At 44.5% G+C, this 18,494-nt stretch carries 17 protein-coding genes; 7 read left to right on the top strand and 10 right to left on the bottom strand.

The window, feature by feature from the left end:
• The first annotated feature begins 206 nt into the window (after positions 1-206).
• From ACED53_RS10845 to ACED53_RS10820, 6 genes are all read left to right on the top strand, one after another.
• Positions 207-1,451: a maltose ABC transporter substrate-binding protein gene (locus ACED53_RS10845; RefSeq protein ID WP_017100763.1), complete on the top strand. Its 1,245-nt coding sequence runs from the start codon at positions 207-209 to the stop codon at positions 1,449-1,451.
• Positions 1,452-1,578: 127 nt separating this feature from the next.
• On the top strand, positions 1,579-2,862 hold the full coding sequence (locus ACED53_RS10840; RefSeq protein WP_017100762.1) for a carbohydrate ABC transporter permease: 1,284 nt from the start codon (positions 1,579-1,581) through the stop codon (positions 2,860-2,862).
• A 37-nt stretch (positions 2,863-2,899) separates the two neighbouring features.
• Positions 2,900-3,733, top strand: coding sequence for a sugar ABC transporter permease (locus ACED53_RS10835; RefSeq protein WP_029225460.1), 834 nt, complete (start codon positions 2,900-2,902; stop codon positions 3,731-3,733).
• A 9-nt stretch (positions 3,734-3,742) separates the two neighbouring features.
• Positions 3,743-5,581, top strand: a complete 1,839-nt coding sequence (locus ACED53_RS10830) for a glycoside hydrolase family 13 protein (RefSeq protein ID WP_017100760.1) — start codon at positions 3,743-3,745, stop codon at positions 5,579-5,581.
• Complete coding sequence (locus ACED53_RS10825) at positions 5,565-6,626, top strand: ROK family protein (RefSeq protein WP_241816857.1); 1,062 nt, start codon at positions 5,565-5,567, stop codon at positions 6,624-6,626. Before ACED53_RS10830 ends, ACED53_RS10825 begins: the two co-directional genes overlap by 17 nt.
• A gap of 54 nt (positions 6,627-6,680) precedes the next feature.
• A complete protein-coding gene (locus ACED53_RS10820) occupies positions 6,681-7,481 on the top strand; it encodes a TrmB family transcriptional regulator (RefSeq protein WP_009847632.1) in 801 nt (266 codons plus the stop codon).
• A gap of 299 nt (positions 7,482-7,780) precedes the next feature.
• On the opposite strand, the gene recA is transcribed toward ACED53_RS10820, so the two are convergent.
• Both recA and ACED53_RS10810 read right to left on the bottom strand, forming a co-directional pair.
• A complete protein-coding gene (recA, locus tag ACED53_RS10815) occupies positions 7,781-8,821 on the bottom strand; it encodes a recombinase RecA (protein WP_029225458.1) in 1,041 nt (346 codons plus the stop codon).
• 139 nt (positions 8,822-8,960) lie between these two features.
• Positions 8,961-9,455, bottom strand: coding sequence for a CinA family protein (locus ACED53_RS10810; RefSeq protein WP_029225457.1), 495 nt, complete (start codon positions 9,453-9,455; stop codon positions 8,961-8,963).
• Positions 9,456-9,579: 124 nt separating this feature from the next.
• On the opposite strand from ACED53_RS10810, the gene mutS reads away from it, so the two are divergent.
• Positions 9,580-12,141, top strand: a complete 2,562-nt coding sequence (gene mutS, locus ACED53_RS10805; protein WP_102579974.1) for a DNA mismatch repair protein MutS — start codon at positions 9,580-9,582, stop codon at positions 12,139-12,141.
• Between the two features lie 143 nt (positions 12,142-12,284).
• Here mutS and rpoS read toward each other — a convergent pair whose 3' ends face one another.
• The 8 genes from rpoS to ftsB form a co-directional block, all read right to left on the bottom strand.
• On the bottom strand, positions 12,285-13,265 hold the full coding sequence (gene rpoS, locus ACED53_RS10800; protein ID WP_009847636.1) for an RNA polymerase sigma factor RpoS: 981 nt from the start codon (positions 13,263-13,265) through the stop codon (positions 12,285-12,287).
• A 98-nt stretch (positions 13,266-13,363) separates the two neighbouring features.
• Positions 13,364-14,278, bottom strand: coding sequence for a murein hydrolase activator NlpD (gene nlpD / locus ACED53_RS10795; protein ID WP_029225456.1), 915 nt, complete (start codon positions 14,276-14,278; stop codon positions 13,364-13,366).
• A 35-nt stretch (positions 14,279-14,313) separates the two neighbouring features.
• Positions 14,314-14,940, bottom strand: coding sequence for a protein-L-isoaspartate(D-aspartate) O-methyltransferase (locus tag ACED53_RS10790; protein ID WP_017100754.1), 627 nt, complete (start codon positions 14,938-14,940; stop codon positions 14,314-14,316).
• Positions 14,941-15,684: a 5'/3'-nucleotidase SurE gene (gene surE, locus ACED53_RS10785; protein WP_029225455.1), complete on the bottom strand. Its 744-nt coding sequence runs from the start codon at positions 15,682-15,684 to the stop codon at positions 14,941-14,943.
• 76 nt (positions 15,685-15,760) lie between these two features.
• Entirely contained in the window at positions 15,761-16,807 is a 1,047-nt protein-coding gene (gene truD / locus ACED53_RS10780; protein WP_029225454.1) for a tRNA pseudouridine(13) synthase TruD, read from the bottom strand.
• A 22-nt stretch (positions 16,808-16,829) separates the two neighbouring features.
• On the bottom strand, positions 16,830-17,309 hold the full coding sequence (gene ispF / locus ACED53_RS10775; RefSeq protein ID WP_029223073.1) for a 2-C-methyl-D-erythritol 2,4-cyclodiphosphate synthase: 480 nt from the start codon (positions 17,307-17,309) through the stop codon (positions 16,830-16,832).
• Positions 17,310-17,311: 2 nt separating this feature from the next.
• A complete protein-coding gene (gene ispD / locus ACED53_RS10770) occupies positions 17,312-18,013 on the bottom strand; it encodes a 2-C-methyl-D-erythritol 4-phosphate cytidylyltransferase (RefSeq protein ID WP_017100751.1) in 702 nt (233 codons plus the stop codon).
• Positions 18,013-18,294 (bottom strand): cell division protein FtsB, encoded by a 282-nt coding sequence (ftsB, locus tag ACED53_RS10765; protein ID WP_004735394.1) that lies wholly within the window; start codon positions 18,292-18,294, stop codon positions 18,013-18,015. The genes ispD and ftsB overlap by 1 nt, the downstream gene beginning before the upstream one ends.
• Between the last annotated feature and the right edge of the window lie 200 nt (positions 18,295-18,494).

Raw genomic sequence — 18,494 nt, 5'->3', positions numbered from 1 at the left:
TCGTTCAAAAGCCCCAATAAACAAGACATAAAACCCTATAGCTACCAGATGTAAAAAGCACAAACAGAAGGTGATGACCATCACAAATACGCTGACATTTTAACCAGGTAATGTTGACATATTGTCGGCGAGACATACCATAGTAGTACTTAACGAACGACTACTAAGAATTTAAATAGCGCGGTGTCAGTATGAAAAATTCAGGAATGAAAAAGAATCTATTCGCGGCAGCCTTAATGGCGGCAACGTTAACGACCAGTACATTAGCGGCTGCAGCCGATGCAAACGCAGACACAATTCAGCCAGAAAATGGGGCTGAGTTGTTAATCTGGACCGACAAAACAACACTCGACTACATGGAGTACGCCGCTCAGTCCTTTAATAAGGAGTTAGGATACGATATTGATTTTTCATTCCGTGGGTTAGCGCCTATCGATGCCGCTTCTCGTTTGATTCAGGATGGCGGCTCTGCTCGCGTGGCAGATGTAGTCGAGATTGAACATGACTTATTGGGGCGATTAGTCGTGGCAGGTGGGGCGATGGAGAATCTGGTATCTGCCGAACGTATCTCGAATACTTTTATGCCAAATGCGATTAATGCGTCTCAAGCTGAAGGGGTGAGCTATGGCTTCCCAGTTAGCTTCGCCACTACCGCTCTGTTCTACAATAAAGATTTACTGACTAAAGCACCTGAAACTTTTGAAGAAATTATTGAATTTTCAAAAACTTTCAACAATAAGCAAGAGCATAAATACGCACTGCTTTGGGACATACAGAACTATTACGAGTCTCGTATGTTTGTCACGCTTTACGGCGCATACGAATTTGGTAATAACGGTACCGATGCAAAAGACATCGGCATCAACTCTGAAAAAGCCCAACAAGGCTTAGAAGCAATGAAAACCCTGCAAGTGGCCAACAATTCAAATCCAGTTGATATGCGCAACCCGCAAGTACGTCGTGGCTTATTTAATGAAGGAAAAGTCGCCGCTATTATCGACGGCCCTTGGGCAATCGAAGGGTATCAAGAATCAGGTATAAATCTTGGTGTTGTACCTATGCCTAAATTAGCAGGCCAACAACCACGCACTTTTGCAACTGTTCGTCTTGCGGTTGTGTCTTCTTACACTGAGTATCCGAAAGCCGCACAATTATTTGCTGACTACCTTACTTCCGACGCGATGCTGAAAAAACGCTATGAGATGTCAAGAGCACTCCCTCCGATCCAGTCAGTTATGGAAGAGATCATTGTTGATGCCGATGAAGCCACTTACGCCATTATTACGCAAGGTTTCTACTCAGACGCAATGCCATCGATTCCTGAAATGGGCTTCATTTGGTCACCAATGGCCAGTGCTATTACAGACTACTGGGTAAACGATAAACCTGCGAGTTCTGTTCTTGACCGTGCGCTTTCGATCATCGAAGAACAAATAGAATTACAAGAGTAACCTCTGAACTCCCGTCGCGACTTACAAGCGACTTAGCTCATGCGCTGTGTCATAAAGCCACAGCGCTAGTTCAGGGCGTGACCAGAAAACGAATACATAACGACAACCTAAACAATAGAGATAAACAATGTTGTTAACAGAGAATCAGCCGGCATCGCGAATGCCCGCTTCACTCCTTATTATGGGGAGTACACAGATCGTAAAAGGTCATTGGATAAAAGGCGGTGTATTTTTAGCCATGCAGCTAATCACATTGTTGATTCTCCCGGAGCTGTTGGCCTCGCTAAAAGGCTTAGTCACTTTAGGAGATGTCGCTCAAGTTCGTGAAGGCTTTAAAATATTACAGGGCGATAACTCGGTCTTTATGTTGGTCGAAGGGGTCATAGCCCTACTCTACAGCTTCTTATTCATCTGTCTGTACATCGCTAATGTCCAAGATGCAAAAGTCAGCCTTAAGTCACGACTGAACCTTCGAGAACAATTTAAAGACATTTACGACCAAAAGTTCGCGTTCATCATGCTATCGCCAGCTTTTATTGCCAGTATCGCATTCATTATTTTACCAATCATAATTACGGTACTCGTCTCTTTCACTAACTATTCGGCACCTCATCATATCCCACCAAGAAACCTTGTAGATTGGGTGGGGGTTAAAAACTTTGTTTCACTATTTGAACTGAAAATATGGTCGAGCACTTTCTTCGGTGTCGCTTCTTGGACGGTTCTGTGGGCATTTTTTGCCACCATATGTACTTGTGGGTTTGGTTTTTTACTGGCGCTTGCGCTACAAAATCGAAACATTAAAGCAAAAAAAGCATGGCGCTTTATCTTTATTCTCCCTTATGCCATTCCTGCTTTCGTGACCTTATTGATGTTCCGCTTGCTACTGAATGGTATTGGACCAGTCAACGCAACGTTAAACTCGTGGGGCTTTGATTCGATTGCCTTCTTATCAGACCCTTTCACTGCAAAAATTACCGTTATCGCGGTGAGTGTTTGGGTTGGCGCACCTTACTTTATGCTGCTTATTGCAGGGGCACTGACTAACATTTCAAGCGAACTTTATGAAGCCAGTGAAGTCGATGGTGCAAGCAAGTTCCAGCAATTTAAAGAAATCACCCTGCCTATGGTGTTGCACCAAGTGGCCCCATCGTTGGTCATGACCTTTGCCCATAACTTCAATAACTTTGGGGCAATTTACCTGTTAACCGAAGGGGGTCCTATCAACCCTGAATATCGATTTGCAGGACATACCGACATTCTGATCACTTGGATTTACAAGCTCACGCTCGACTTCCAGCAGTATCAAATCGCTTCGGTTATCTCAATCATTATCTTCTTGTTCTTGTCTGGTATTGCGATATGGCAATTCAGCCGCATGAAGTCATTCAAAGACGATGTAGGTATGTAACATGGCTAATTTAAATAGTACGAATAAGTTAATTAACATGGACAAATACATTGGCAAAATAGGCACCCTAGTCGTGTACCTATTTCTCATTACCAACGCATTATTAGTACTTGGACCAGTGATTTGGACAGTGCTAGCTTCATTCAAAACAGGGAATAACTTATTCAGTTCTTCTTTCACAAGTATTGACTTTACGCTCGACCACTACCGCGCATTGTTCACGGACACACCCTATTTAGACTGGTATAAAAACACCTTTCTTCTCGCGACAGCGAATATGGTTATCTCACTGGTTGTCGTGACTATTTCAGCGTTTGTGTTCTCTCGCTACCGCTTCAATGGTAAGCGCAACATTATGATGAGCATTCTTGTATTGCAGATGTTCCCGGCCTTTCTTTCGATGACGGCTATCTACATCTTGCTATCAAAAATGGGATTGATTGATACCTATGCTGGCTTGTTATTTGTGTATGTAACGGGCTCATTACCATTCATGATTTGGTTGGTGAAAGGTTATTTCGATGCCATTCCCACTTCATTAGATGAAGCAGCAAAAATTGATGGCGCAGGCCACATGACGATTTTCCTCGAGATCATTCTCCCTCTCGCGAAACCTATCTTAGTGTTTGTTGGTTTAGTGTCTTTCACCGCACCTTGGATGGACTTCATTTTACCTACGCTGATCTTACGCAGCGAAGAAAAAATGACGCTAGCCATCGGTATTTTCAGTTGGATTTCATCTAACTCAGCGGAGAATTTTACGCTGTTTGCCGCGGGTTCATTACTGGTTGCAGTGCCCATCACTTTGCTATTTGTTGCGACTCAAAAACACATTACTACCGGCCTCGTCAGCGGTGCAGTTAAAGAATAATAATTAGGGATGATTTCCGCTATGGCTATTACAAATTCAGTTATCAACAAACCGATTACAAAAAGCTCGCTGACTCACTCAGCAAAAAGTGCAGACAGCTACGCTTACAACAATGAAACGCTTCACCTTCGCTTACGCTGTGCAAAAGGCGAACTAGACAAGGTTTCACTTTGGATAGGCGACCCGTACCACTGGGCAGAAGGTGGCCTCGATGGTGGCAACCTAGGTGGCAGTGATGCACACGGTTGGGTGGGTGGCAATGAAGTGACCATGATTCATGAAGGGGAAACCGAGTACCACGACCACTGGTTTGCAGAGTTTACTCCACCGAAACGTCGTAGCCGCTATGGCTTTATTTTGTACGGAAAAGGCGGCGAAAAGATTCTATTTGGAGAAAAACGCTGCGCCGACATTTCAACGACTGAAAACGCAGAAATCGAGCTGAGCAACTTAAGTAATTTCTTCTGTTTTCCTTACATAAACCCTCGTGACGTTTTAAAGACACCGACGTGGATAAAAGACACCATTTGGTACCAAATATTCCCAGAGCGCTTTGCTAATGGTCGCCCTGAAACATCACCTGCCAACGTGCAACCTTGGGGAACCAGACCTGTATCCGACAACTTTATGGGTGGCGATTTATGGGGCGTGATCGATAAGCTCGATTACCTGCAAGATCTTGGCGTGAATGGTTTGTATTTGTGCCCTATTTTCACAGCCAACGCCAACCATAAATACGACACTGTCGACTACTACAATGTAGACCCGCACTTTGGCGGCAATGAAGCTTTTAAAGCACTCGTCGATGAAGCCCATAAACGCGGCATGAAAATTATGCTCGACGCGGTGTTCAACCACATTGGGTCTCAATCACCACTATGGCTAGACGTTGTGAATAACGGGGCAAAGTCCAAATACGCCGACTGGTTTTGGATCAATCAATTCCCTGTATACCCAGATACGCCAAAAGAAGAATGGGATTTTTGGAACTTAAACTACGAAACTTTCGCCAACGTCGTCGAAATGCCAAAGCTGAATACTGAAAATGAAGAGTGTCGCGCATACTTATTAGACGTAGCGCGCCACTGGGTAGAAGAGTTCAACATTGATGGATGGCGTTTAGACGTAGCCAACGAAGTGGACCACGCGTTTTGGCGTGACTTCCGTAAAGTCGTAAAAGATGCCAACCCAGACTGCTACATTCTTGGTGAGATTTGGCACGAAGGTATGCCTTGGTTACGTGGCGACCAGTACGATTCGTTGATGAATTACCCGCTGACACAAGCCATTACCGACTACTTTGGTCTTGGCGACGTTGATAAAGAGAGCTTTGTAAATGCAGTGAACGCGTCGTACATGGCATACCCACGCAACGTAAACGAAGCGATGTTTAACTTATTAGATAGCCATGACACCACTCGCATTATCTCTTTATGTCAGGGCGACAAACGTAAAGCTAAATTAGCCTATTTATTTATGTTCACTCAAGTCGGTGCTCCATGCATTTATTATGGTGGCGAAATTGGTATGGATGGCGGCCGCGGCATGGGCAGCGAAGACAACCGAAAATGCATGATATGGGAAGAATCAGAGCAAGACTTAGAATTCAAAAACTTCATTCAAGAAATGATCGCTTTGCGTAAAGCCAATCCCGATTTTAATCAGCCTTGCATTGACTGGTTAAACGTGGAGGATGAAAAAGGGACGGCAGACAAAGAGTGTATCGCTTACCTCCGTGGCAATTTAATGTTTGTTCTAAACAACAGCGATAAAGATAAACAGATCATGCTCGATGGAAAATCACTGACCATTAGCGCTTATGGCTACGTGATTGAGCAAGCGAACTAAATCCAAGTGTGTCATTAATCAAATCATGCTCATTAAAGCAGAACCAAATATAGTGATGGGAATCGCGATTGATTCCCACTCTATTTACTCGGTCGCCAGCACCTCTAACGGACAAGAGGTGTATAGAATGGTGCAGCGCACTCCTGGCGACCTTGCCCACTTGACTCAACATTTGATAAGCCGAATATCAAGCGTCAGCTACCGCTATGGACGTATCGCCGCGATAGGCATAAGTGTATCTGAGTTTTTTTTATCTCATCGCCAATCCGTACATGAAGTTGCAAAATCAAGTCCTACTCACTCGACAGAAATCAACCAATTAACACGAAACCTGAATCAGCATTTCAAGGTCGACTGCTCGCTTGTGATGCATTCACACAGTGCGGCCATTGCGTGCGACGCTATTAGTAACGCCATGAAAAGCGCTGACTCAATTGAACAACCACTCTCGGCAGGTTCAAGTCTAAATAAGAGGGCTAGAGATTTATACAAAGAGGCCATACTCAGCGTATTTTTGGGCGATGGTTGTGGCATAAGTTTTTATCAAAATAACGAGCAAGTGCACCACCCATTAAGCTCACATTGGGCACATTCAAGGTTGCCTAATTTTCAATGGCTCGTTGATGGCTTAACTCCTGTATGTCGCTGTGGAAATGAGGCCTGCATTGAACAGTTTTTATCCGCACCAAGTATTGAGCGGCAATATCATCAAGTCGTGCTAAAAGACCAAACTTTAGCGCAAATTTTTTCAGGCGTAGACCTAAGTGAACCGCATGCATCGCGCATATATCGTACTTATATCGACCAATTGGCGCGCAGTTTAGTTAATCCCATTCAACAATTACTGCCTACACGACTCGTATTATCAGGCGAAGCAACGACCTATCCTACATTAACGGCAGATTTAAAAGTCGCATTGTCTCGCTACATTCACGTTAATGAAATTCCAGTGATTATTCACCCAAAACAAGATGAATTCACCTTTGCTCGCGGAGCGTTTCTCATCGCTGAAAAAAATCACAACAATCATTTACGCTCGTCGTGACAAGAATGGTAACCTTAGAAGGAGAAGATATTGAATAGTTTCAGAGGACAACCCGTGTCAGAGCTAGTCACCAAATTAATGGATTTTGGGTTTACCAAAACCGATGCGCTTGTTTATATTAATTTACTCAAAAATGGCCAATCCAGCGGATATAAAATCGCGAAAGAGATCTCTATCTCCCGCTCTTCTGTTTACTCGTCTATCGATAACCTTTACGCCAATGGCTACATTTTCATGTCTGATGGCGACACTAAAGAGTACGAAGCTAAATCACCAGACTTGATTTTCAGCCAGATAGAAAAAAAGACCGTCACCAATATTAATTTCCTTAAATCAGAATTATCTAAGATGATGCTGAAAGAGGAAAAAGAGTTCGTTTACAACGTATCGGGGTTCGACAACTTACTTCAAAAGGCCAAGGAAATCATTAATCAGGCAAATCTAGAAATTTACCTGAATACCGATTTTAACCTTGAGTTGTTTGGCAAAGAATTATGCGACGCCGTGGAACGTGGAGTACGAGTGATTGGCTTTTCATTCAACAAAATGGCGAGCCCACATGAAAAGATAGAACTACATTCGCGTTCTGAAAATGAAGAAACCGAATACCCTTCACACCGCTTTATGTGCGTAGCCGATATGAAGCTCGCCCTCATGTTCTCACACCGTGAAGAAACCTTAGGTTTGTATGCCAATAATCGCTTAATTGTAAAAATGATAGCAGAGCATATTCACAGCGATATTTACCTAACAGAATACGAGCGCCTGGCTCCTAATCAGCACCAACACGTCAGAGTAAATACGATTCACGAACAGCATAATGCCATGGTACTCGACGAGCTTAAGAAGCACTAACTCAGCAGATCGAATTCAATAATAAGATACGAACAAAGGTCTAGTAATAGGCCTTTCGGGGAAAGAAATTTTGACGGGAATCTATTTAATCCAAAGGGTTTCTTTGGTTATTTGATAAAGAATAGATTTATGAGTGCATAACTATAAGTCATCTAGAGCAGCCAACCACCGTCACTTTCCTCTAAACAATCAAATACCTTACATTTTTACGACTGAAACAATAAAGCCTCGAAAATTCGAGGCTTTAAAATCTTTCAAAGTCATGCTTTCTTATGAAGATGACTTAACAAAACGTTAGCTTATAGCTCTTCGTTTTCTTCTTCCTTCTCTGCATCTTTCTCTTCAAGCACAGCAGGAGTTAGCAGTAACTCACGAAGTTTAGTATCAATTTCTAGAGCAACTTCTGGGTTTTCACGCAGATATTTACCAGCGTTTGCTTTACCTTGGCCGATCTTGTCGCCTTTGTAGCTGTACCAAGCGCCAGCTTTTTCTACTAGCTTATTCTTCACACCCAAGTCGATAAGCTCACCTTCGCGGTTGAAGCCCTTGCCGTAAAGGATTTGAGTTTCAGCTTGTTTGAATGGTGCAGCAATCTTGTTCTTAACAACCTTGATACGAGTTTCGTTACCAACAACTTCATCACCATCTTTAATCGCGCCAGTACGGCGAATATCAAGACGAACAGATGCGTAGAACTTAAGTGCGTTACCACCTGTTGTTGTTTCAGGGTTACCAAACATCACACCAATTTTCATACGAATTTGGTTAATGAAGATGGCCATACAGTTAGACTGCTTGAGGTTACCAGTCAGCTTACGCATCGCTTGAGAAAGCATACGAGCCTGAAGCCCCATGTGGCTGTCGCCCATTTCGCCTTCGATTTCTGCTTTAGGTGTTAGTGCAGCTACTGAGTCAATAACAAGAACGTCGATAGCACCTGAACGAGCCAGTGCATCACAGATTTCAAGCGCTTGCTCACCCGTATCTGGTTGAGAAACAAGAAGCGCATCGATATCAACACCCAACTTTTGAGCGTAGATAGGGTCTAGTGCGTGCTCGGCATCGACGAATGCACACGTTTTGCCCACTTTCTGTGCTGCAGCAATAAGCTCAAGCGTTAGCGTTGTTTTACCTGATGATTCTGGACCGTAAACTTCTACGATACGTCCCATCGGTAGGCCACCAGCACCTAGTGCGATATCTAGAGATAGAGAACCTGTAGAAATAGTTTCTACGTCCATTGTGCGGTTATCACCAAGACGCATGATTGAACCTTTACCAAATTGCTTTTCAATCTGACCAAGGGCTGCGGCTAACGCTTTTTGTTTATTCTCGTCCATTACTATCTCCACATAATCGGTTGTCTTAACAAGCGATCTAGAATCTATTTCTAACCCACATAGGGGTGACTAATTGGCTTTTATTATACTGTTGATTCATACAGTGTCCATACCTGTATGAAAATAATTTGTACAAATGTTACTTACCTTCCATTGATAGGTAATCATAAATAACTTGCAGGGCATGGTGCGTGGCTTGTTGGCGTACTTGTGATCTGTCGCCTGTAAATACATGCGTTTCTACTTTATCCCAACCGTTTAGTGCTTTCCAAGCGAAACATACCGTTCCAACAGGCTTATCTTCGGTCGCGCCACCTGGGCCAGCAATGCCACTGATCGATACAGAGATAGTCCCATTTGAATGTTGCAATGCCCCGCTCGCCATTTCTATTACGACAGGCTCACTCACCGCACCGAACTCAACTAAGGTTTTAAGCTGTACGCCGATCATCTCTTGCTTCGCTTCATTGCTATAAGTAACAAATGCACGATCAAACCAACCAGAGCTCCCTGCGATATCCGTCACCGCGCTAGCAACCCCACCGCCAGTACAAGATTCAGCCGTCACTAAAACGTGTTTATGTTTAGCGAGTAAGTATCCAAGCTGTTCACTAAGATCTTGAGTCATCTGCATCATCAACTTCCCTTTATCTACTGTCATATCATTCGGATTCGCATCTTTTCGCATGTGTCGCTTTTCGCACGAAACGCTTTCACGTATCCTAAGCCGCAATAGAAATAAACGAAAGAAGTTAACTGTGAAAGCCGATCAAAAACATACTCCCATGATGCAGCAGTACCTAAAGCTAAAAGCAGAAAATCCAGAAATTCTGCTGTTCTACCGCATGGGCGATTTCTACGAGCTTTTCTATGATGATGCTAAAAAAGCCTCTCAACTCCTCGATATTTCACTGACCAAGCGTGGCTCTTCAAATGGTGAGCCGATTCCTATGGCAGGTGTTCCTTACCATGCCGTTGAAGGGTACCTTGCAAAGTTAGTGCAACTTGGTGAATCCGTAGCAATTTGTGAACAGATTGGTAATCCAGCAACTTCAAAAGGCCCTGTTGAGCGTGCTGTCGTGCGTATCGTTACACCCGGAACCGTGACCGATGAAGCTTTGCTTTCTGAGCGCATTGATAACCTGATTGCAGCCATCTACCATCACAACGGTAAGTTTGGTTACGCGACACTGGATATTACCTCTGGTAGATTCCAACTTTGCGAACCAGAAACCGAAGAAGCAATGGCGGCAGAACTGCAGAGAACCTCACCTCGTGAGCTACTGTTCCCTGAAGATTTCGAACCTGTAAATCTAATGGCAAGCCGTAATGGCAATCGCCGCCGCCCGGTATGGGAATTTGAATTAGATACCGCGAAGCAGCAATTGAATAAGCAGTTTGGTACTCGCGATCTGGTTGGCTTTGGCGTAGAAGGCGCGAAACTAGGCTTATGTGCGGCTGGTTGTTTGATCCAATACGTGAAAGATACCCAACGTACTGCCCTTCCACATATCCGTTCACTGACGATGGATAAGCAAGATCACTCGGTGATCCTCGATGCAGCGACTCGTCGTAATTTGGAGATCACGCAAAATCTTGGTGGTGGTACTGATAACACCCTTGCCAAAGTACTTGATCACACCGCGACGGCTATGGGTAGCCGTATGCTTAAGCGCTGGTTACATCAACCAATGCGCAATATCTCTGCACTCGATCAGCGCCTAGATGCTATTGGTGAAATGAAAGATTTGGCTCTCTTTACAGAGCTACAGCCAACCTTGAAACAGATCGGGGATATCGAACGTATTCTTGCTCGACTAGCACTTCGCTCAGCTCGTCCTCGTGATATGGCACGACTTCGCCAAGCGATGGAATATTTGCCAGAACTTGCAGAAACACTGACGCAATTAAAGCACCCATACCTAACTCAACTTGCTCAATATGCCTCGCCTGTGGATGAGGTTTCTGAACTACTTGAGCGAGCGATCAAAGAAAACCCTCCCGTGGTTATCCGTGACGGTGGTGTAATTGCAGAAGGCTACAATGCCGAGTTAGACGAATGGCGCGACCTTGCAGCTGGCGCAACCGAATTTCTTGATAAACTTGAGCAAGAAGAGCGCGAACGTCATGGTATCGATACACTTAAAGTGGGCTACAACAACGTACACGGTTTCTTCATTCAAGTAAGCCGCGGACAAAGCCACCTTGTGCCACCACACTATGTTCGCCGTCAAACGCTGAAAAATGCAGAGCGTTACATCATTCCTGAGCTAAAAGAGCACGAAGACAAAGTGCTTAGCTCTAAATCGAAAGCCCTAGCTATCGAGAAGAAGTTGTGGGATGAGTTGTTTGATTTGTTACTGCCTTATCTAGAGCGACTACAAAACATTGCTTCTTCAGTGTCTCAACTGGATGTTCTACAAAACTTAGCTGAACGCGCAGACACCCTTGATTACTGTCGTCCAACCATGACAGAGTCTGCTGGCGTACAAATTCAGGCGGGTCGTCACCCCGTTGTTGAACAAGTAATGGACGAACCCTTTATTGCTAACCCTATCGACCTCAATGAACAACGTAAGATGCTGATCATCACAGGTCCAAACATGGGTGGTAAGTCGACCTACATGCGTCAGACCGCACTCATTGCGCTGATGGCTCATATTGGTTGTTATGTTGCAGCAGAAAGCGCGACGATTGGTTCTATCGACCGTATCTTCACTCGTATTGGCGCATCCGATGATTTGGCTTCGGGTCGTTCAACCTTCATGGTTGAGATGACAGAAACCGCAAACATTCTGCACAACGCGACACCAAATAGCCTTGTGTTAATGGATGAAATCGGTCGTGGTACCAGTACTTACGATGGTCTGTCTCTGGCTTGGGCAAGTGCGGAATGGCTAGCCAATCAAATCAATGCGATGACACTATTTGCAACGCACTACTTTGAGCTAACTGAGCTACCAAACCAAATACCAACCTTAGCGAACGTACACTTAGATGCGGTTGAACATGGCGACAGCATTGCCTTTATGCACGCAGTTCAAGAAGGTGCCGCAAGTAAATCTTACGGCCTTGCGGTTGCAGGATTGGCTGGCGTGCCTAAAGCAGTGATCAAAAACGCACGTGCGAAGCTGACTCAGCTAGAAGCATTGAGTATCGACTCTCCGACATCAAAGCCAAGTGGCGTTGATATCGCGAACCAACTGAGCCTGATACCTGAACCAAGTGAAGTAGAACAAGCACTTGCGAATGTTGATCCTGATGATCTGACACCTCGCCAAGCATTGGAAGAACTCTACCGCTTGAAGAAGCTGCTTTAGTTTCTTATCAAGTAGCTTGTTATTGCCGTCCGTGATTTTGATTAGACGGCATGAAATACCAAAGCCACAAACAAAAAAAACGCTGACTTAAAGTCAGCGTTTTTATTTGCCTTCTATTTAGAGAAGCAGCATCATCCGTTCAACTAGTCGTTTTCTACGTTGAACAGGTTTTCCATATTCAGACCTTGCTTGATAAGAATCTCACGTAGACGACGCAGGCCTTCAACTTGGATTTGACGAACACGTTCACGAGTCAGGCTGATTTCACGGCCTACTTCTTCTAATGTTGACGGTTCATAACCTAATAGTCCAAATCGACGTGCAAGCACTTCTTTCTGCTTAGGATTCAGCTCATCAAGCCAGAAAATCAACGAGTTCTTAATATCGCTATCTTGAGTTGAAACCTCAGGATCTGAGTTATTGATGTCCGGAATAATATCCAGTAGCGCTTTCTCACCATCACCACCGATAGGTGTATCAACGGAGCTCACTCTTTCGTTCAGGCGAAGCATCTTACTCACATCACCGACTGGCTTATCTAGCTTAGAAGCAATTTCTTCTGCCGTTGGTTCGTGGTCAAGTTTTTGTGATAGCTCTCGTGCCGTACGCAGGTAGATATTCAGCTCTTTCACAACATGAATTGGCAAACGGATAGTGCGAGTCTGATTCATTAGCGCGCGTTCAATGGTTTGACGAATCCACCATGTTGCGTAAGTTGAGAAGCGGAAGCCACGCTCTGGATCAAATTTCTCTACGGCGCGAATCAAACCTAGGTTGCCTTCTTCAATAAGATCGAGAAGTGCAAGACCACGGTTGCTATAACGACGAGAAATTTTTACCACCAAACGCAGGTTACTTTCGATCATGCGTTTGCGTGCTGCTTCATCACCGCGTAGAGCTCGACGTGCATAAAGCACTTCTTCTTCAGCGGTTAATAGTGGTGAGAAACCGATTTCGCCTAAGTAGAGTTGAGTCGCATCTAAGCTTTTAGACGTAACTTCAGTCTCTTCTTTCGCTTCGGTTTTCTTAGTGACTGTTCGTTTTGCTTTTCCAAGAGCTTCCTGTTCCGTGGTTGCTTGGTTAAGATCGAACTCTTCTTTGGTTACTGCATTGCTTATACTCATAACGCCTCCCCCTGGCGAAATTAGCATGACATTACAACTTCATATGTCGCTAAATGACTATGTCACTCCATACAATACGTAATTTTTGCATATTGTATTTAAGGTAAATACCGTTTTGGATTAACTGATTTACCTTGGTAACGAATCTCAAAGTGCAGCCTGACACTGCTGGCTCCAGAGCTTCCCATTGTTGCAATCTTCTGCCCTGGTTTCACACTTTGCCCTTCAGATACTAATAGTCGGTCGTTATGCGCGTATGCACTTAAGTAATTATCATTGTGCTTCACAATCACTAGATTGCCGTAGCCTCGTAATGCATTACCCGAATAAACAACCGTTCCCCCTGCAGTAGATACTATTGGCTGACCTCGCTGTCCTGCTATGTCTATGCCTTTATTTCCTTGTTCGCCTACAGAGAAATTCTTAATTACTCTCCCTTTCGTTGGCCATAACCATTTGGATACTTTGTTACTCGTTGGTTTTGTTGGCGGTGTAACATTCTGTTTACCTTTAGAACCAACATACTCCTTTGATTTGGATTGTACAACCTTCTTTTGTGGATCTTTTTTCGCCACTTTGGTGGTTGTTTGAGCGGGCGCAGGTTTAGAGTTTTTACTCTTTTGAGGTGTTGTTTTAGGTTTGCTTGAGGCCAACAAAGTTGTGGATGCGGCAACAGGCGCAGCGACGGCTGCAACCGCTACCGTTGATTTACCATACGCTGGAGCGTTGTAGCTAGGACGCCATAACTTAAGGCTCTGTCCGGGATGGATGGTATAAGGTGCAGACAGATTGTTATAACGAATAAGCTCTTTAACATCTTTATTTGTTACGTAAGCAATAAAATAAAGGGTATCGCCTTTTTTCACTTCATAGTAACTACCACGATAACTACCACGATCAATCGATGAGTAATTCTTGTTTAAGCTTGAAACTGGCGCAGGCGAATTCGCCGCACACCCAACAAGTGCACAGCTAAGCAGTAGAGAACTTCCTTTAAAAACCTTCGAACGCATCGACTTTCTATCCACCTACACCATCAATAATTTTATTAAGCTAACTCACCAGGTACAAGAGGTACAAATCGCACCATCTCGATAACACTCGATAAAAACTCATCACCGTGGCGAACAATCTTCAACAGTTGTTGTTCGTCATCCCCGACCGGAATTAATAAGCGGCCTCCATCTTTCAACTGCTGCAAAAGCGCTTGAGGGATCGACTCTGCAGCAGCGGTGACAATAATCGCATCAAAAGGCGCCTTAGAAGACCAACCTTGCCAACCATCACCGTGCTTGGTTGAGATATTGTAGAAATCGAGTTGCTTCAACCTACGCTTAGCATCCCATTGTAGCGACTTTATTCTTTCAACCGAATACACGTGATCAACCAACTGAGCCAAAACAGCCGTTTGATAACCAGAACCCGTTCCGATCTCCAAAACGCGGCTGTCTTGTTGTAACTCAAGTAACTCGGTCATTTTAGCAACAATATAAGGCTGAGAAATTGTCTGCCCCTGTCCGATCGGCAGCGCATTATTATCATAGGCTTGGTGATGCATAGCCTGTGATAAAAAGCTCTCTCTCGGTAGTAAGTAAATAGCATCAAGAACCTTTTGATCCCGAATACCATTTTCTATCAGAAAAGTAACTAAGCGCTCAGCTTGTGGATTACTCACTTATTTATCCCCTAACCATGTAGTCATCGCACCCAACGACTCATGTGCCGTCAGATCAACTTGTAGTGGTGTTACCGACACAAAACCATGTTCAATAGCGTAAAAATCGGTACCCTCACCAGCATCTTGCTCCTTACCAGGAGGGCCAAGCCAATAGATATCATGACCACGTGGGTCTTTCTGCTTAATCATATCTTCAGCATGGTGACGAGCACCTAGACGTGTCACCTGAGTACCCGATAGTTGATCTAATGCTAAATCAGGGACGTTCACGTTTAACAGGCGATTGGTCGGGATTGGGTTTGCTAAATGTTGTTCGACAATACGGCGAGCAACCGCTGCTGCTGTCTTAAAATGTTGTTTTCCAACCAGAGAAAATGCCACCGATTGAACACCTAGAAAGTGGCCTTCCATTGCTGCTGCGACTGTACCTGAATAAAGCACGTCATCACCAAGGTTAGCTCCGTGATTAATACCCGTTAAAACCAGATCAGGCATGTCACTCTTTAGGAGTTCGTTCAATGCGAAATGTACACAGTCGGTCGGTGTTCCTTGTACCGAATAGGTATTTCTAGCAATATCTTGAACACGCAAAGGCTGTTCCAAAGTTAATGAATTTGAAGCACCAGAGCGATTACGGTCAGGTGCCACAATGATAACTTCAGCAAGATCACGTAATTCATTTGCCAGCTCATGAATACCTTGAGCATGTACACCATCATCGTTGCTGAGTAAAATCTTCATCTTGTATCCTTTCTTTTGTACCAATGCCAAGTCACTTAAATTCCAAGATTAAGTGACTTAGACCCAAGCAGAATCATTATTGCTCGTAGGTTCTTTCTACGTGTACTTCTTCAACTAACTCACGAACGATAGCGGTTGCGAAGCAGCCTGCGTCCAGAGAAAATTTAAGAGTGATATTGTCTTCGTTTACTTCCCACACTAAACCCATCGGCTTCAACGACGCTTCACGGCGATCATGGCGCATACGGTTGCCACAAATAAGCGCCATTAGATCCGGTTCAGCATCAAGGTGTTTCTGCTCTAGAGCTTGAGACGCATCCGTCGTCGGTAACGCATTATCTCCAGCTAAAGCAACGGTAATAAACGCAGAACCATTGGCGATATCTTGGTTTACAGCTTCGATATTAGCGGCTGTCACAGCAAGTTGAGCATCGTTTTTAACAACAATATCGCCGACCAATGCCGAAGCAAACGCATCGTCCTCAATACGGTCAGAAAGAATTAAATTGTAGATCCAAGAACGAGCTGCAGAGAGGTACAAGCTGCGCTTATTTTGATTACGCGTACGAACGTTTTCACGCCCCCAACGACGAGCTTCAGATAAGTTGTTACCTTCATTGCCAAACCTCTGAGCACCAAAGTAATTTGGCACGCCCACTTGAGCGACTTTTTCCAAACGTTTGACTACATCATCGCAGTCCGTTACTTCAGACAAAGTTAGCTCGAATTGGTTGCCAACTAAATCGCCTGGACGTAACTTTTTGTTGTGGCGTGCTGTCGCCAAGATCTCAATACTTGGGTATTGTGCAAGAAAAGCAGAAAAGTCAGGTTCACCTTTTGGTAGATGCACGCTCAACCACTGTTCTGTCACAGCATGACGGTCTTTCAAACCAGCCCAACTCACGTCTTTCGACTTAACACCACACGCTTTAGCCAGCTCGTTTGCTACAAAGCTCGTGTTCTCACCCGTTTTACGAATGCGCACCATAAGGTGTTCGCCTTCACCAGTGAACTCAAAACCTAAGTCTTCATTAACGACAAAGTGTTCGGCTTTTGCTTTTAGTTTTGCTTTCGCAGTTGGTTTACCGTTTAGATAAGCCAATGAAGATAAAATATCTGACATGCTGTTCTTTTCGTGTTGGTGCTTACGCACTTTTAGTAATTAGGACCACCGCTTCACATGCGATGCCCTCTTTGCGACCTGTAAAACCTAAACGCTCAGTGGTCGTCGCTTTTACATTCACATTGCTAATGCTGGTTTCTAAATCTTGTGCGATAGCGTGGCACATAGAGTCTATATGAGGCGCCATCTTTGGAGCTTGCGCCATGATAGTAATATCGGCATTACCAATCACGTAGCCTTGTTCTTTTACTCGACGATAAACATCTTTTAGCAGTTCACGGCTATCCGCGCCTTTCCACTCATCATCAGTATCGGGGAAATGACGACCAATATCACCGGCAGCAATCGCACCTAATAAAGCGTCACACAACGCATGAAGGGCAACATCACCATCGGAGTGTGCGATAAGACCCTGCTCATAAGGGACTCTAACGCCACCTATAATTACCGGACCTTCACCACCAAACTTATGTACATCAAAGCCATGGCCAATACGAATCATCATTATTCCTTATTCTGACTTAAATAGAACTCAGCAAGTGCTAAATCTTCAGGCTGAGTAATCTTAAAATTATCTGAGCGCCCTGCCACTAAAGCGGGCGATAAACCTTTCCATTCAAAGGCTGAGGCTTCATCGGTAATCGAAACGCCTTGTTGCAACGCCTCGCTTAATGCATTCCACAGAGGCTTTGCTCTGAACATTTGCGGCGTAAGTGCATGCCATAGATCGGCTCGCTCAACGGTATGTTCGATCTGCCCTTGGGCACCTCGCTTCATCGTGTCACGAACTGGCGCCGCTAAAATAGCCCCTACATCATGGCTCATCGCGCCGGAAATTAGCTTGTCGATATCACTGAGTTGAACACAAGGCCTTGCCGCATCGTGAACCATTACCCAATCACTAAGCTGCTGCTCAGCGATATAGTTTAGCGCAGAGAGTACAGAGTCTGCTCGCTCGCTTCCGCCTGACACTCGGATCACTTGTGGATTCTGGTTAAGTGCTAGCTCAGGGTAGTATGGGTCATCATCGCTGATCGCAACGACAATTTGAGCGACTTGTGGGTGAGACAGTAATTTCTCAATGGTGTGCTCTAAAATTGTTTTGCCGTGAATCTTGAGATATTGCTTAGGGCGGTCTGCCTTCATTCGGCTACCGACGCCCGCCGCAGGTACAACGGCAATCACGCTTTGAAGTTGAGTCGACATTAATGGGATTCCTCACCAATGATGCGATAAAACGTTTCACCTTCTTTGACCATTCCAAGTTCATGACGTGCGCGCTCTTCTATCGCGTCTAAGCCTTGGCGTAGATCATCGATTTCCGCAAACATCTCTGCGTTACGAAGATGGAGCTTTTCGTTTACTTGCTGTTGAACTTGGATTTCGTTGTTCACACCGTAGTAATCAGAAATACCATTTTTACCGAGCCACAGTGTGTGTTGTAGCCAGCCAAACACTATGAGCAGTACTAAAGCAAAAATTCGCATAACACCTTTCGCCGGTTGAAAAAGAAGGAACTAGAATAAGGCACATATATACCATAATGAGCTTATTGGTGCGAGATATGTGGTGTTAGGGAATCAATAAGTCGGAGAATTATTGTTGTTCGAAACTTGTGATGAGATTCCCGACGCCCTCCTCTGTCAGTCTGAAGAATGACCAATTCTATAAAAACACAGACAAAAGA

It is taken from the genome of Vibrio sp. 1F169 (genome assembly GCF_041439605.1).
Taxonomy (GTDB): Bacteria; Pseudomonadota; Gammaproteobacteria; order Enterobacterales; family Vibrionaceae; genus Vibrio; species Vibrio tasmaniensis_A.
The sequence above is the reverse complement of the archived record's forward strand: the minus strand, read 5'-3'. Positions and strand labels throughout refer to the sequence as shown.